This window comes from Leptospira sp. WS58.C1 (assembly GCF_040833995.1).
In the GTDB taxonomy this organism is placed as follows: domain Bacteria; phylum Spirochaetota; class Leptospiria; order Leptospirales; family Leptospiraceae; genus Leptospira_B; species Leptospira_B cinconiae.
On record NZ_CP162137.1, the window covers coordinates 3,103,426 to 3,119,501 of the forward strand.

General features: G+C 41.0%; 15 protein-coding genes. 6 read left to right on the top strand and 9 right to left on the bottom strand.

Annotated elements, in window-relative coordinates; translation table 11 throughout:
- Positions 1–62: 62 nt before the first annotated feature.
- From AB3N61_RS14275 to AB3N61_RS14300, 6 genes are all read right to left on the bottom strand, one after another.
- Positions 63–1,823 (bottom strand): acyl-CoA dehydrogenase family protein, encoded by a 1,761-nt coding sequence (locus tag AB3N61_RS14275; protein ID WP_020770347.1) that lies wholly within the window; start codon positions 1,821–1,823, stop codon positions 63–65.
- A gap of 162 nt (positions 1,824–1,985) precedes the next feature.
- Positions 1,986–2,393, bottom strand: a complete 408-nt coding sequence (locus tag AB3N61_RS14280) for a response regulator (RefSeq protein ID WP_036090096.1) — start codon at positions 2,391–2,393, stop codon at positions 1,986–1,988.
- Positions 2,383–5,892: a PAS domain-containing protein gene (locus tag AB3N61_RS14285; protein WP_367897900.1), complete on the bottom strand. Its 3,510-nt coding sequence runs from the start codon at positions 5,890–5,892 to the stop codon at positions 2,383–2,385. Before AB3N61_RS14285 ends, AB3N61_RS14280 begins: the two co-directional genes overlap by 11 nt.
- A gap of 144 nt (positions 5,893–6,036) precedes the next feature.
- Entirely contained in the window at positions 6,037–6,834 is a 798-nt protein-coding gene (locus AB3N61_RS14290) for a hypothetical protein (RefSeq protein WP_020770528.1), read from the bottom strand.
- A 41-nt stretch (positions 6,835–6,875) separates the two neighbouring features.
- Complete coding sequence (locus tag AB3N61_RS14295; RefSeq protein WP_367897901.1) at positions 6,876–7,196, bottom strand: SH3 domain-containing protein; 321 nt, start codon at positions 7,194–7,196, stop codon at positions 6,876–6,878.
- Positions 7,197–7,213: 17 nt separating this feature from the next.
- Positions 7,214–7,723, bottom strand: a complete 510-nt coding sequence (locus AB3N61_RS14300; protein ID WP_020770470.1) for a DinB family protein — start codon at positions 7,721–7,723, stop codon at positions 7,214–7,216.
- Between the two features lie 116 nt (positions 7,724–7,839).
- Here AB3N61_RS14300 and AB3N61_RS14305 point away from each other — a divergent pair, with 116 nt between their 5' ends.
- The 6 genes from AB3N61_RS14305 to AB3N61_RS14330 all read left to right on the top strand — a co-directional run bounded on the left by AB3N61_RS14305 (position 7,840) and on the right by AB3N61_RS14330 (position 13,377).
- Positions 7,840–8,160, top strand: coding sequence for a hypothetical protein (locus AB3N61_RS14305; protein WP_020770384.1), 321 nt, complete (start codon positions 7,840–7,842; stop codon positions 8,158–8,160).
- A gap of 45 nt (positions 8,161–8,205) precedes the next feature.
- On the top strand, positions 8,206–8,643 hold the full coding sequence (locus AB3N61_RS14310) for an LIC13259/LIC11441 family protein (protein ID WP_367897902.1): 438 nt from the start codon (positions 8,206–8,208) through the stop codon (positions 8,641–8,643).
- 126 nt (positions 8,644–8,769) lie between these two features.
- Positions 8,770–10,887, top strand: coding sequence for a polyphosphate kinase 1 (gene ppk1 / locus AB3N61_RS14315; protein WP_232421024.1), 2,118 nt, complete (start codon positions 8,770–8,772; stop codon positions 10,885–10,887).
- Positions 10,888–10,889: 2 nt separating this feature from the next.
- On the top strand, positions 10,890–12,308 hold the full coding sequence (locus AB3N61_RS14320) for an FAD-binding oxidoreductase (RefSeq protein WP_020770454.1): 1,419 nt from the start codon (positions 10,890–10,892) through the stop codon (positions 12,306–12,308).
- Between the two features lie 5 nt (positions 12,309–12,313).
- Positions 12,314–12,670 carry a hypothetical protein gene (locus tag AB3N61_RS14325; protein WP_020770322.1) on the top strand — a complete coding sequence of 119 codons (357 nt, stop codon included), beginning with the start codon at positions 12,314–12,316 and terminating at the stop codon, positions 12,668–12,670.
- On the top strand, positions 12,667–13,377 hold the full coding sequence (locus tag AB3N61_RS14330) for a lysophospholipid acyltransferase family protein (protein ID WP_367897903.1): 711 nt from the start codon (positions 12,667–12,669) through the stop codon (positions 13,375–13,377). Before AB3N61_RS14325 ends, AB3N61_RS14330 begins: the two co-directional genes overlap by 4 nt.
- A gap of 16 nt (positions 13,378–13,393) precedes the next feature.
- Here AB3N61_RS14330 and AB3N61_RS14335 read toward each other — a convergent pair whose 3' ends face one another.
- The 3 genes from AB3N61_RS14335 to AB3N61_RS14345 form a co-directional block, all read right to left on the bottom strand.
- Positions 13,394–14,026, bottom strand: coding sequence for a hypothetical protein (locus AB3N61_RS14335; RefSeq protein WP_036090161.1), 633 nt, complete (start codon positions 14,024–14,026; stop codon positions 13,394–13,396).
- 164 nt (positions 14,027–14,190) lie between these two features.
- Positions 14,191–14,808 (bottom strand): response regulator, encoded by a 618-nt coding sequence (locus AB3N61_RS14340; protein ID WP_020770395.1) that lies wholly within the window; start codon positions 14,806–14,808, stop codon positions 14,191–14,193.
- Positions 14,809–15,150: 342 nt separating this feature from the next.
- On the bottom strand, positions 15,151–16,023 hold the full coding sequence (locus AB3N61_RS14345; protein ID WP_036090099.1) for an alpha/beta fold hydrolase: 873 nt from the start codon (positions 16,021–16,023) through the stop codon (positions 15,151–15,153).
- Positions 16,024–16,076: the final 53 nt, after the last annotated feature.

Genomic DNA, 16,076 nt, shown 5'->3' on the forward strand with positions numbered 1-16,076 from the left:
GACCGGGCTCTCCGCTTCGGTCGCTTCGCGACGCCCGCATCGATCCCTGGCGGTTCTAAAATCTAAACCGCTTGCCTTGAGGAAACCTTTACTTTCAACTTTGCTTTCAGACCTTCCATATACCCAAGACTGTCCAGATTATATTCCTCCACATGAGAAAGTCTGTCAGCTCTCAGCTCTTCCGGAATACGAAGTGTAGAACGATAGAATAGTAAACCGGAAAGGAGTCTGGCGCTTGCCCAAACGATCTCATCGGCAGTCTCTTCCCTTTCCTCCGAAGTAGCGAGTTCTTTATACATTGCGACCGCTTCTTGGAAACCGTCCCAAACATCTGAAAGAACCTTTGTCTCCTCGGTTGGGAAATGGGACCATTCGTTGTCTATATATTCCCTTAAAAAACCGTGACCGCTCATTCCGGTAACGATCCCACCTATACTAGCATTCACTTGTATCTGAGAAGTCCCGTCATAAATCGTCGTGATCCTTGAGTCCCTGTAAATCCTGGAGACATCGTAATCGTCCGTGAAACCTGCTCCTCCATGAAGTTGCACAGCATCGCCTGCAATCTTCACACAAGATTCGGAGCAATAAAACTTGGAAATAGGTGTGAGTATTCCGGCTAACTTTTCCCAGTATTTCAGGACCACGTCCGATTTAAGATCTCTTTCCGTGGCCCCTTTTTCTTTCAGATGATCTCCCCTGAAATAATACAGATCCATAGCTCTAGCGCCTTCCAACATTAAACAGCGCATTGCCATTGTTTCTCTTTCCATTCTTCGGAGGATTTTACGGACTGCAGGGATCGTTCCGATCGGTTTTCCGAATTGTATCCGTTCGGAAGTGTATTTTTTGGTTTCGGCTAACGCTGCTTGCGCGATCCCGACTCCTTGCTGGGAAATTCCCATCCGGGCCCCGTTCAACATTCCCATTGTATGTTTAATGAGTCCATGGCCTTCTTCTCCGATCAAAATTCCCGGAGTATTTTCTAAAACGATCTCACAAGTAGGAGAACAATGCAGACCCATCTTCTTTTCTATTCCCGCAATTTGTACGTCTTTGGATTGCACTAAGAAGAAGGAAAGCCCTCGAGCCCCGCTTCCCGGATTTCCGGTCCTCGCTAATAACAAAAGGATCGCAGGAATTTCTCCTGTTCCACATCCTTGGGTGATAAATCTTTTTGTTCCGTTTAAAAGATAAATATTTCCTTCTTTATGAACGGCTTTAGTCCGAAGCCCCGGCAGATCTGAACCATGGTCAGGCTCCGTAAGTCCCATAGCGCATGCAAATTCTCCCGCAGCCAAGCGAGGCAACCATTCGTCTTTTAATTCTTCACTTCCGTTCTTCTCGATGATCTCGGCCAAATTCACACAACCGATGGAAATACAAACGGATGCATCCACCCTATATAAGATTTCACTAAAGAATGCTCGGACAGTCCACGGGACTCCGAGTCCGCCGTATTTTCTGGAAAAGCCGGTGGGTTGTAAGCCCGCATCCCTTGCTTTTCGAACGATCTCCAATAGTTTTTCGGGGAATACCACTTTTCCATTCTCGAATTTAACGCCGACTTTGTCCAATTCGGCAACATAAGGAGCGATCTCTTTCCCTGCAAATTCCCCAACGGAATCCAATAGTGTTTTATAATATTCTAATGCTTCTTCATAAGAAGAAGGTGCAGCGGCAAATCTTTCGTCCCCGGCTTTGAATTTAGCGGCATCTACAAATCCGCCCTCATAGGAATCCACGATTTCTTTCCAATTGATGATATGATCGAAATGTAACCTTAAGTCGGATACATCGTTAAAGTAGTTATTTTGTAGCATGGTAAGAAGATTCCTTTTGGAGATAATAAAGTATCTTCTTAGAAAAGGAAAGGTCAATTCGTTTTCAGGAAGGAGGCATCCGAACGAACCGGTGTTAGTTTGATGGGCAAAATATCGAAACGGTTAAAACTGTCTCCAAGGATGATTTTCGTAACGTTCGCTCTAATTCAAATTACAACAAACTCGAACTGCTTCCATTAGTTTGTTCACGTCCCAAGGTTTTGGGATCACTGTATAAGTCCCCGCTTCTTTTTTAACCCGATCCACGGCGGCAGCATCCACATGTCCCGTGATCAGTATGGATCGGATATTCGGATACTTTTGATGAACTAAAATTAAGAACTCATCTCCCTTAATCCCCGGCATCAACCAATCGGAAAGGATCAAGATCACATTCACACCTGCCTTTACCAGATCATCTATGACTTCCATAGCCTCTTCTGCATTTAATGCAGTCTCGTATTGGAATAAATTTCCGAGCTGCTTCTTTAATTCCTTTTGTAAGGTAATTAAGATGATCGCCTCGTCATCCACACATAGGATCGCATTCTGTGATGTTTCAGTTTCCAATAGATTCCTCTTTTTTACGGTTTGCCGATTTCAGCCAAACTTCGAACTTGGTACGTCCAGGTTCGCTTTCAAATTCTATTTTCCCGCCCATCTTCTCTATGATCTTTTTGCAGATATCCAAACCTAAGCCGATACCTTCTCCAGGATTTTTAGTAGTGAAGAATGGATCGAAAATTTTGTCCTGGATCTCTTTAGCAATTCCAGAGCCGGAATCGATGAAGGAGACTATAATCCAGGATTCTCTTTTCTCTATCGAAATTTCGATTTTACCCTTATAGTTCATGGCCTGCAATCCATTATTTAATAGATTGATCCATACTTGGTTCAACTTATCCGGATCTCCCAAACAAAGCTCGTTCGTCCGATAATGTTTAATTACTTCGACCCCGTATTTGATCTTATTATGATATAGTGCGATGATCGTTTCCAGCTCCACTTCTACGTCAACCGGGACAAGTTCCTCTTCTCCGTTATGTGTTCCTGGGTTTAAATAATTTTTGAGAGCATCGACCACATAAGACGCCTTTCCGGTAGCGATTGAGATCACATTACTGAATCGCACAACGGATGCTATAGAAGAAACCGCCTCCAATAACTTCAGGGAATTTTCAGTCTTCAGAAGTTCAGGAAGTTTTTCCCCTAGTCTGTGAAGCCCCAATTCTAGGACCATATTTACCGCATTCTCCGGATCCGGAACCGAAGCTTCTTTGAATTCCCGAACAAGTTCCCTTCTCAAAGACCGATTCGGCAGTATCTCGGCCTGGGAAATTTCCTTTAAACTTTCATCTAATAGAAATTTGAAATGTTCCACCTCTACTTTATTTAAACTAAGAAGAAGGTCAGGGATTTCTTTGATCTCTTCGTACAAAATATCCAAAATGGCACGATTGGACGAAACAATAGCGCCCAAAGGAGTGTTTAACTCATGGGTCATTCCCGCAGCAAGTTGACCTAAAGCTGCCAACTTTTCCGAAAGAAGAAGTTGGCTTTGTGTTTCTTTCAGTTCTTCGGAGATCTTTTTCTGGTATTCCAAAGATTCTTTGAGATTTTCGTTTGTTCTTTTTAATTCTTCCGTTCTTTGATCGATCTTACGTTCCAAGTTTGCGTTCAGATCCAGGATAGTCTCTTCCGCTTCTTTACTCTTCGTTATATCATTGGAGATCCCGAAGATTTGGATCGGGACTCCTTCCGTATCTCTCATGTAGATCAACTCTCTGGATACAAACCAACGCCATTTTCCATCCTTATGCCGCATCCTATATTGGTGTTCTATTACATCCTTGTCCAAGGCATTCAGATATTTCGGAATGGTCTCGGCCCAATGTATCTCAAATTCATCCGGATGCATCAGCGTCTTAAGAACGAAATTTCCCATTCCTTGGATTTCTTCCACGGAATAACCCAATAATCTCTCCACACCGATATTGCAGTATACGTTCCTCTTCTCCCTAATATCATAAATATATAATATATCAGGAGAGATATCCAATATCGATTCGACAAATCTATTCCTCTCCAAAAACTTCTCTTCGAAATTTTTCCGTTCGGTAATATCTACCATTACTCCACGAAGCCATTTCGGCTTATCCGCTTCGGTGATCACCTTCACCATATCTCTGAGCCAAATGATAGTTCCGTCCTTTTTCAAGAACCTATATTCGAATTCGTGAGCTTCCAATCTTCCTGTAGAAGCCACACAAAAATTCACCGCTTCCTCTCTATCGTCCGAATAGATATGATCCGCCCAAAAACCGGGAGTTTTCCATTCTTCTACGGAATACCCGAGTAGATCCACGGCCTGTTTACTCACGAATGTAAAATTAAATGTGGCTGCATCCGCTTCCCAGACAACTCCCGGGGTCGTATCCACAAGATCTTTGTATTGCTGCTCACTGGACTTTGTTCTCAGGAAGGCCTCTTGCAACTGTTCCGCCATATGATTAAAAGAAAATGCAAGGATCCCGATTTCTTCCAGTTTACTGCTAGGAGCTCTTTGGGAGAAGTCCCCTTCTGCCATTGCACGAGTAGCCCGAGAAATCTTTCGTATCGGCGATGTAACAATCCCGGCAAGTAATGCGGCGATCAAAAGAGAAAGAGTCAAAGCTACTGCGAATACTTTTGCTGATTCGCTATTTCCGATCTGCACACCTTCCAAATAATAAGAAGCAGGCATTGCCGTGATCACGATCCAATCGTACTGTCCTGCATTGTCCCGATAAGGAGTTACTTGAGTAAGCCAAGTCTCCCGGGATACGGGTTTTGCGTTTACTATATCGAATCTAAATTGGAATGCTACTTTGATCGAATACAGATCTCTGTAATCCTTCAATATGGAAAGAATTGAATTTCGTATTACGGGATCCCCACTCTCCGAAGCGGACCCCAAGTTACTAAAACGCAGATCGGAAGAAGCTACGACCCTAGTCTCTCTATCCAAAATAAAAGCTCTTCCGTGTCTGGCTATATTCGTATTTTTTAATAAAAGAGAGATCTCCTCCGTTTTTTTATCGATAGAATGAGACAAATAATCATCCAGCCGGAGATTGATATTTTCCGAGATCTCTTGGTGCAATCTGGAAGCGAGTTTTCCGGAAGCCGCTTCGGAACTTCTCAAAGTCAGATAAGCGGTCGCGGCTACCATTATCAGGACCAAAAGAATGAACGGGGTGACCAAGAACATCCGAATAGGAAGTCCTTGCGGTAAGGGAGCCCCATCTTTTCCTATTTTTTCCTCCTGCCAATACCATTCTTTATAACTTAAGATCAGCTCTCTAGTATGACCGGGGATTTCGGCCCAAAATAATCCGTACTTTTTAGCAAGCGGTAATGCGACCAACGTAGCAAAAGGAGCGACCACCCAGGTAACTCCTGTCGTAAAAAAAAGAGCGGGAGTAATATTTCGGTAGGAGATCTCCCGAGTAAATTGTTCCGAACAGATATAACCCCAAAGCGGGGGTTCGATACTCATGAAGATAATTACGAAAATCGAATATAATCCCCATGTTTTCAATTTTTTAAAATCAGGGTCCCTGCCGATCAACTGATATGCGACCCAGAAACAAGACGGATTGATAAAATAACCTAAAAGCCAGTCGAATAAAAAATCGGGCGGAACACCTTCTATCAGATCCGAAAGTCCGTATGCAAAAGGTACCGCAAGAAGTGCAGGATAACCGAACAAAAGAATACAAAGAAAGACCGTTAGATCCTTTAAGGATTCGAAGGTCTGAGCTCCGGGTACTAAAACGATAAAAGAGCCGATATAACCGGTTATAAATATAAAAACAAAAGTGAACGGAATACTTAAAAAAGCCTGAGTGTCCCAGCTTTGTTTTTGGCGACCGAAACCGAATTTACCTGCCGGATTAAAAGTAAAACCTCCGTAGGCGCAAATCGTCAGAAAGATCCCGACTATATAGCCGAATCTTCCCCAAATATCCAAGAAGGGCAAAGGAAGAGAGGCAAATAATTCTTCAAACCAGTAAACGATCGAATTCACGGAAAGTTTTTCCTGTTACAACCCACTTCCGGATCGGGGGATTTTGGAGTGCCGGAGAATTTCATATCTTATCGAAAGAAAGTCAATCCGGTTTAAAAAAAATTGAGTAATTTACAAGCTCTTAAGGGACAAAATTTAGTTCGTTCAAGAATGTGAATGATTATGAAGATGATTCTCGCAATATTCCTTATCTTCACAATCCACACAATAACGGAATTCAAATTGAGGGTCCGTAGCCTCGGTCGCTCCGCAAACATAACATTTATGTATTGTGAATACTTCCGATTGTTTGGCTTTCCAAGTAGAAGTTTTGTGCTCCCGGATTTTGGCGCCTAAGATATCCTTACCGAAAAATATAAGTAAACTGGAAAATCCAAAAAACAATCCTGCCCAAGGTAAGCTCGAGTTGAACATTCTCACCTCATCCCCTCTTTCCCAGAAAAGGTAGACAAATAAAACGATCCCTATCCATTTCATTCGGATCGGAATAATAAAAAATTCGAGATTGGGCATACGGATTGCGAGAGCCAACAAAAGACAATCGTATATCATCTTAGTTTCCACAAACAACGGATAATATAAGGAAAGGACCCCGCCTATCGTGATCAGGAACATTAAAGAAAACAAAAATAGATTAAATCTAAGAGAACCCATATCCTCTTCTAAAATTTTACCCACGGAAAAAACAAGGTACGTGTAGAAGATCAAAAAGATCCAAGGCATATAAGTTCCGGCTTGGATCTCAGCCGGAGAAAGTAGATGAAAAACAAACAATCCTGCGTTCCACCATCTACCTCCGTCGAGCATATCAGGAGTCAAAACTCCGATCTTTGGATCGATCAATAGGGAGAATAAACTCACAAAGAAAGTAATAGCGGCGAAATATCCGGCCGAGTTTTGGAATGAAATGATCTCTATAAATTGGTTTCTTAATCTTCTCAATGGAATTCCTTAAAATAGGAGAATATTCAAAAAGTATAAAATTATTTGACGTTGATAAATTCTAAAAATCCGCCGAACACGTATCCGTCTTTTTTCTTCCACTTTACTTTGACCCAACGACCTTGTTTACCGTCTTGGACCTCAATCTCTCCGGTCTCTCCGAAAGTTTCGACAATATCTCCGTCCGGGACCAGATCTATTTTTTTAGCTTCTATATTCGGAGCAATCCTCAAACGAAGACCTCCACCCGCATGGACCTTCATGATCTTTTCGATCTTACGAGGTTCTACCTTTTCTACGGAGGCGCAGTTCAAAATCAAAAGAGAAATGAAAGTATCAAAGAATACAAGGATCTGTTTCATTCGTTTTCCTGAATATATTATCTTGATTTCGGATAAAAAGGATTCCAAGGAATATCCGTGACTCCGTATTCCAATCCGCTTTGTAATAATGCTGTGGAGATCTGGCTGCGATGATGAGTCTGATGATTGAAAAAATGAGTGATCAGAAGCCAAATCGGTAAAGTGATCTCCTTTTTGTACATGTAGCTGTAAAACTTCAGATCTTGTGTAAGCCACTCTGAGGTAATGGTTTTTACCCACTCCGAAATCGTCGAATCTAATTCGGTCCTGAGCTTTTTGAGTTCCGCCAAACCTGAAAATTGCATCTCCTGGAAATCCAGTTTTTGGATCGGTCTAGAATGGAACCTATCCAACCAAGAGAGATCCATCATGACGATATGATTCCAAGTTTTCGCCATAGAGCCAAAGAATAGTTTTTTATCTTCGTTCAACTCGCCCGGCTTTAGTTTTTCAGAAACGGTTAATAGGGATTCGTTTTGCCAACGATTGTATTCTGCCAAAGCGACACAGTATTCTGGATCTATCATGATGAAATTTTGAGCAGTGATCTAATTAGGTCAATACATATAAAAATTTGAAACCATCCAGCATTACTTAGAAGGAAAAAGGAAACCCTTATGACCGGATCCGGGTCCAACTTTCAATGTTTGCTCGGGCATTCATAGGATTAGTCGCATTCTGTTTTGTATTCGCAATTTCTGTTAACGAAACAGCGATTTCTTTTTCAGGAGCAAAACATCCTAAACAAAGTTTACAGTTAGAACTTTCTCATTCCGTTCTTTCCGCCTTAGTCACTTTAGAAAAAGAATCCGAAAGAATAGAGACGAACACTGTCTCTACATATTGGAAAAGTTTAGGTCTATTCTCTTTTTCGGAATCCGTAATTTTTTCCTTGGATTCCGAGGCGCCCTTACATATTTCCGCTTATGATTCCAATCTATACACGATCCGACTTATCATATAGGAAATTCTCCCAATATATTTATTTTTTATAATATAGGAGAATTTTATGCGCAACGTATTCGCATACATAGCCGCGGCTTCCGTGGTTTCAGTTTCCGCCCCTGTGGCGGCGGAATCTTCCGAGTTGAGATTATTCCAAAGACTAGCGGTCTTTCATGACCAATTACTTTCCAGTGACGATAAAAGAACAAATCCGAAGGGACTCTCCGGAATGGTTCTTAGAGCCAAAGAAAGTTCGGCAGAAGGAAGGATAAAATATGCTAAGTCGTTGACCTTTGCGGAATTATTGGAAAAGGCAGGTTCGAGAGAAGAACAGGAATTTTTATATTCGGAATTATGTTCTTCTTTAAAGGAATTAGCTCCCAAGTTCCAATTCTATTCTTTCTTCTGTCCTAAGACCGGAAAGGTATGGATCTCAAAAACAAAAGAAGTCCAAAATCCTTATCTAATCGATGAAAGAAAAACGGGAAAGCTGATAGGTTAATATAATCGGAAAGAAGCGGTTTTCTGGGCATCTTTTCCGCTTCTTTCTGGTCCGAAAAGCAGACTTGACTCTCGACCCGTCCATTTTAAACCAGAAGAAAGTAGGACAAAATCAGTGGCCCAAAAGATAAAATCGCCCGAAAACCAAAGCTTAGGAAGCGGAGGAAACGGAAACAAGGGACCGATCCATATCGGTAACTCCGATATCTTTTTCGATCGAGAACTTTCCTGGGTGGATTTTAACAAACGGGTTTTGGAAGAAGCGAATGATCCTGAAAATCCGCTTCTGGAACGTCTCAAATTTTTATGTATCACCGAGTCAAACTTGGACGAATTCTATATGGTCCGGGTTGCCGGTTTGAGAAACCTATTAGCGGAAGGTAACGACGAAAAAAGTCTGAACGGTCAAAGAGCTTCCGAAATACTTACCGAATTATCCAATAAGGTAAGAAGTTTCGTAAATGTTCAATACGAAACATTGAACCATACTCTGGACCAGATGAAAGAGAACGGGATCCATCTCATCTTAAATCCGGATGAATTAAATAAAAATGAGATAGAAGACATCAAACATTATTACAAAGAAGATGTTTCTCCGATCTTAACTCCTCTTTCAATAGATCCTTCTCACCCATTCCCTCATATACTTAATAAATCCTTAAACCTAGCTATCGTTCTCACCACAGACGATGAGAAAACCGGACTAAAAAAAGATCTGTTCGCGGTGGTCCAAGTGCCTTCCGTATTACCGAGGTTCCTACAACTTAAAGGAGAAGGTAAGACCAGAAGATTTTTTCCTCTGGAAGAGATCATCAAACTGCATGTGGATGATCTTTTCTACGGAATGACCGTAAAAGAAGTATATCCTTTCCGAATATTAAGGGATGCCGATATCTCCATCGACGAAGAGGCTTCCGTAAAAGACCTACTTATCACCATGAAGAAGGAGATCCGAAACCGTATCTGGGGAGACGCGGTGAGGATGGACATTTACGAAGGAACTTCTTCTTTCGTACGAAATACTCTCAAGGAACTCATGGAGCTACAAGACCATGAAATTTTCGATGTTTCCTCTATATTAAATATTAGTGATACAATGTATTTTTACGGACTGGAACATACCTCCAAATTCAAGTATCCGTTCTTTCAGCAGAAAAACACTTTAAAGTTCGAATCTCCCGAGAAAATTTTCGACGCAATCAAAAAGAAAGACAGATTATTACATCACCCGTATCAATCCTTCGGCGCTATCGAAGATCTACTTAGGATCTCCAGCGAGGATCCTAAGGTTCTAGGAATTAAAATGACCTTATATCGCACAAGCGGGGATTCTCCTATTATCCAATATTTAGGTCAGGCTGCTGAAAACGGAAAACAGGTAACGGTACTTGTGGAGCTAAAAGCAAGATTCGACGAAGAACGTAATATCAAATGGGCCCAAAAGTTGGAAGAAAGAGGGGTTCATGTGGTATACGGTGTGGTGGGACTCAAGATCCACAGCAAGATGCTCTTGATCGTAAGAAGAGAAGACGATCATCTAGTGCGTTATGTGCATCTTGGAACCGGAAATTACAACTCCACGACCAGTAAATATTATACGGATCTTAGTTTTTTTACGGTTAATAAGGAAATCACGGAAGACGTTTCGACAATTTTTAACACAATCACTAGTTACGCAAAGATGCCTTTCTTAAACAAACTGGCGGCTTCTCCCCATAATTTAAAAACGGTATTTTTAAATCTGATCGAAAAAGAAACGGAAAATGCGAAAGCGGGAAAACCAGCGCGCATCATTTTCAAAATGAACAGTCTGGTAGATCCCCATATTATATTAGCAATGTATAATGCTAGTCGAGCAGGAGTGATCATAGAGCTGATCATCCGCGGTATCTGCTGTTTAAAACCCGGACTGCCCGGAATTTCGGAAAATATTACAGTGATCTCCATCGTAGGCAGATTTTTAGAGCATACACGTATCTATTATTTCCTTTCCGGCGGAGAAGAAAGTATTTTCCTCGCTTCGGCGGATTGTATGCCTAGAAACTTTGAAAGAAGGATCGAGGTCTTATTCCCGATACTAGACGCTAAAAATAAGGATAGGATCAAAAAGATCTTAGATGTTCAGATCAGGGATAATGTAAAGGCAAGACTCCTTTCTTCGGACGGGATCTATCGGAAAAGGGAAAGAGTAGAAGGCGAAAAGCCGGTGGATAGCCAGATCGAAAGAATGAACTTCGCGGAATAAATATGAGTATCAGCCAGGAAAATAAAAATAAACTCAAATCCCTATTGGGAGAAGATAGGGTTTTTTTCAAAGATGAAACCCGGATGGATCAGGCTACATTCCTTTCTTTCGGAACGGATAGAACAAAAGTATATGTTCCGGATTACGAAATTCTAACATTCCCCAAAAACACAAAAGAAGTCTCGGAGATCGTAAAATACGCATTCGAGAACGATATTAAGATCGTGCCTTCCGGAGGAAGAACAGGTTACGCAGGCGGAGCAGTGGCTAAATCGGGAGAGATAGTAATCTCTCTCTCCAAGATGGATCAAGTTTTGGATTTCGATCCATTTTTCGGCTCCTTAACCGTTCAGGCGGGTATGATCACTAAAAATCTCCACAAGGAAGCGGAAGAAAGAGGTTTTTATTTCCCGGTAGATTTTGCTGCCACAGGTTCTTCTCATATAGGCGGAAATATTGCGACTAATGCAGGTGGAGTAAGAGTCGTTCATTACGGACTGATCCGCCAATGGGTCTTAGGTCTCAAAGTGGTCACTGGAACGGGAGAAATCCTGGAATTTAACGGTGAGATCCTTAAAAATAATACCGGCTACGATCTAAAACATCTTTTCATCGGTTCCGAAGGAACATTAGGGATCATCACGGAATGTACCTTAAAACTCACCAAAAAACCCGCAGACAACCGTATACTTTTCACCGCGGTGCCCGATTTCCCTTCTATATTAGAATTATTTAAAGAAACTCATAATATGTCCCTGCCTATTTTGGCCTTCGAGTTTTTGACCAAATATTGTTTGGATAAGGTGATGGATCACCTTCATGTCCCGGATCCTTTTTCAGAGGTAAGTCCATATTACGTTTTAATGGAGTTCGAGATAACCGAAGAATCGGATGATGAAAAATTATTCTCCTTTTTGGAGACCATTTTAGAAAAAGGTTATGTTACAGATGGAAGCTTAGCCCAAAATTCCAGACAAGCCGAAACCTTTTGGAAATACAGAGAAGGAATCAGCGAATCCATTTCCATCGATTATACCGTTCACAAAAACGATATCTCTCTTCCTCTTCGGAACATGAACGCATTTTTGGAAGATATGCAGGGCTTACTTTCTTCCAAGTATCCGGGTTTCGAGATCGCACTTTTCGGTCATATAGGCGACGGGAACCTTCATTTAAATATCGTAAAACCGAAAGATCTTTCCGATGTGGAGTTTTTCTCCCAATGCAAGAAGGTGGATCCTTCCATGTTCGAACTATTACAAAAACATCATGGATCCATTAGCGCCGAACACGGGATCGGTCTTTTAAAAAAGGACTTTTTACATTTCTCCCGCTCTTCCGCCGAAATAGAAGTAATGAGGATGATCAAAAAGGCCTTGGACCCAAAAAATCTTTTAAATCCGGGGAAAATTCTCCCCTAAGAACAATGAAAAAGAGACTTTCCGGTTTTTTTAGGTTTCTAACCGTAATTACCTGGATCGTATTTGCGGGTCTAAGTTATATAAAATCGGAACCCGAAGTCTGGATCCCGACTTATCTAACAGTCAGTCTGTTGTATTCCACGGAATGGTATTCCTTTTTTCACGATCAGGGTAGGAGAATATTAATCGCCGGATTAGGAAAATCGGTCGGCATTGGATACTTTGTCTGGGGATTCTACAATTTTTTAGACAATCCTAAGCCGGACCTATATTCCGAAACTTTCAAAAATAGTATAGGACTTGCGTTATCAGCCATCTGGCTTTTTTTATTACCTGTTTTTCAGGGGAAAAATCGAGCATGAAGATCGCAATCTCCTCATTCCTCGCTACTTTAATATTAAAATTTATTTATATGACTGTCCGATGGACCAAGATCCATGTTCCGAAGAAGTCGGAAGAGTTACTTTTACAAAAAAGAGGATTTGTTCTCGCACTTTGGCACAATCAAATTCCATTCATTATAGATTTCACGTATAAATTTTACGTGAAACGTTACGGTTTGGAAGTAATCCCTATGGCGTCCCAATCCAAGGATGGAGAATTGATAACCAGAGTGATAGCTCATTTCGGGATGAAACCAAAAAGAGGTTCCAGTAAAAAAGGAGGGGCCGCCGCATTAAAGGCTTTGGTCCAAGACGCAAGGAAAGGAAGTATTAGTCTAATCACTCCCGACGGTCCTACCGGTCCGGTTTATACTCTTAAACCAGGGATCGTTCAATTGGCGTCCATGACAGGGTTTCCAATACTATCCTATTTCGCTAAATACGATCATTATAGGATCGTACAAAGTTGGGACAGGACGCCTGTTCCAAAATTATTCTCAAAAGCGGAGTTTTTTATATCGGAACCGTTTTATGTTCCGAAATTAAAGGGAGAAAAAGAACTGGAAGTTTGGAGAAAAAAACTCGAAACGTTCATGTTGGATCAAATAGGTATCTCCCGACAATATGCGGAAAGTTTAAGGGAAGAAGTGAAACTTGCTGCGGAAAATAAAAGAAGGGCAAAGTAAAATTATAAATTCTTAATTAAGCAGCCCTTAATCTGTAAAAACTCCAATGAACTATAAAGATCCTGGACATTAATAAATATAAAGCCTTCCCGTTTTGCTTGGATTCCACTGCCGATTCGAAAGCGGAGATCAATTCCTTTAAAATTTCCCTTTCACCTAAATCCGAAACCTGTGCCAAATCGATAGAAGATAAATTTTCATCTTCGGGAAATCTAAGGTCGTTCGACTCTAAAAGTATTTCTAAAAGTTTTTCCGCCTCTATGAGTATGGATTCTACGGTCTTGTCCGGCTCTTCCGGTCCATTCAATAATGAATAGATTCCGTCCGATAATTCTAAAATCAAATCACCGATCGCAGAATCCTCTCCGTTCTCGAACGTATGATTGACCTCGTCCAGTTTAGCTCTTAATAAGGATCTTACTTGTGAGAAGGAGTTTGCAGCATATTTCATTTCTCCTTCGTCCATAGATTCCTCGAAACCCTGTAGCCAATCAGGCCCAGTAGGCTCGAAGTCGTCCCAATCCGCCCATAATGACTCGCAAGCCAAAAAAACTTGATCCGTAGTACTTCCAACATGTTTATAAGTGGATACTACTACTGCGAGACGAGCCAGAGCTTCGGACCATTCCGTTTCTCGGATCTCCATCATGCCGTATACCATACACTAGTAACAATCCGATGAAAGCAAGTTTCCCTATTATTCCGTATTAACTAACTTTTTATTCCAAGCTCTTAAAAAACTAAACTTTCCGTGTCACAAAAACTAATGCGTATTGTCGCAGTAAAATTAGACCATTCGGATTAGTTATCTTTTTAGAAACGCGAATACTTACGTACCAGGTCCACTCTTGAGTTTACTTGTAACTTTTTGAAAATACTTTTGATCTGTATCCTCACAGTTCCTTCTTTCGTTCCAAAGTTACGCGCGATTTCCTTGGTCCTATAACCGTTGATGATATGATTCAGGATCTCCTTTTCTCTCGGAGTTAACGAATGGGTTTCCTTTGTCGGAGATTTCCTGAAAAAAGAAATCACTTTGGCTGCCGCACCCGGAGAAAGTATCCCGCCTTCTCTCATCACCATTCTCGCTACTTCTTTTATATCTTTCAGATCTTTTTTCAAAACAAATCCTACTGCGCCAGCTTTCATTGCCTGTATCAAAGCATCGTCCGTATCTAACGTAGAAAGCATAATGTATTTGGGATCGTTGTCAAAATCGGATCTCTCTTTAATATAATCGATCCCGGATTTACCCGGAAGGATTACATCCATAAATACAAGATCAAATTTTTTTTGGTGACTTTGTGATAAGTCCTCGGTAGAAGAAAAAACTTCCACTTTGTCCACCTCTTCCATCACTGAGAGAGTGTTTGCGCAGTTCAGAGCAAACTCGGAATTGTCTTCAACTATAGCGATTTTTACTTTTTCCATTTTTATCCGCCAACCGGCCCCTTGTATTACGGTTTTTTGATTCTAATTTCTATATTCGTTTTTCAAAAAACTCGGACGAAGTTAGGTAGATTTTTTTTTAATTTTATAGAATGTGATAAGGAGCAAGAGTTGATCCTAATTTTCCGGAACGATATTATCCGGAATTTTTTTAAATTTTTTCGAATTATAGTGTCTGTCTTTTGTATTTGAGAGATAAATTTTCCAAACGTTAAAACAGCAATAGATCCCATTAGTTAATAATTTATTTCTAAACAAACTCCCTTTTTGACACTACAATCCTTCTCCCCTATTTAAAGAGATGAAGGTTAGGAGTATTAATTTTTAAAGCCAAGAATTGATCTTTTCCGCGACTTCTTTAGGTCTTTCCATATGGAGAGCGTGTTTCGAATGCGGGATCCACACCAATTTACTTTTCTTTAAATATGAATGTAACTTTTTAATCATAGGAGGATCGGTGATCGGGTCTTCCGTTCCGGAGATGATCAAGGTCTTTTGGGAAACTGCAGAAAGTTTTTTACCTAGAAAAATTTCCTTCTCCCTATCCAGAGTATTCTCCGTTAAATATCGGTGAGCCAGATTATTCCACTGACTTAAGAGCGCTCTTTTTGCGAAACCTCCCAACTCCGGAACATTCTCCTGATATAATGCGGTAAGAAGTCTTTCTATTTCTTCCGTTTTAGAAGGGAAAAGTAATTTCCTCATTTCGTCTCTTTGCGGATGAGGGATACCGCCGGGAGAAAGTAGCACAAGTCTCTGCACCCTTTTTTCTTTTTCAGAATCACGTATGGCGATCATCATCGCGATCAGAGATCCCATAGAATGTCCGGAAAGTACCAGATCGTTTAACGCCAGTTTGCGGATCGAACTGTAAAGAAGGTCCGCGAATATGTCCACTTGGTACAAATATTTCACTTTAGGAAGAGGGCTGAATCCGAAACCTGGAATATCCGGTACCAAAAGATTGAAGTCATTTCGTAAAAATGGAGCCAGTCTCCTAAAACCTGTGGCAGAATCTAGAAGTCCGTGGATGAAAAAAAGAGTTTTATCGGAACCTTGGGCAGAAGGCCTCTTCAAAAAGAAAATTTTGTGTCCGCCGAGGTCTACATGGAGGCGCTGAAAACCCAGCTCCTTCTCCATAAATCGAATTTTTTGCCTGGTATAATTTCGAAGAAAAAGTTCGTATACAAAATCCATAGATTGGGCCAATGATTCCATCTCTAGTCGAATCTAGCAAGGAATCCAAATCA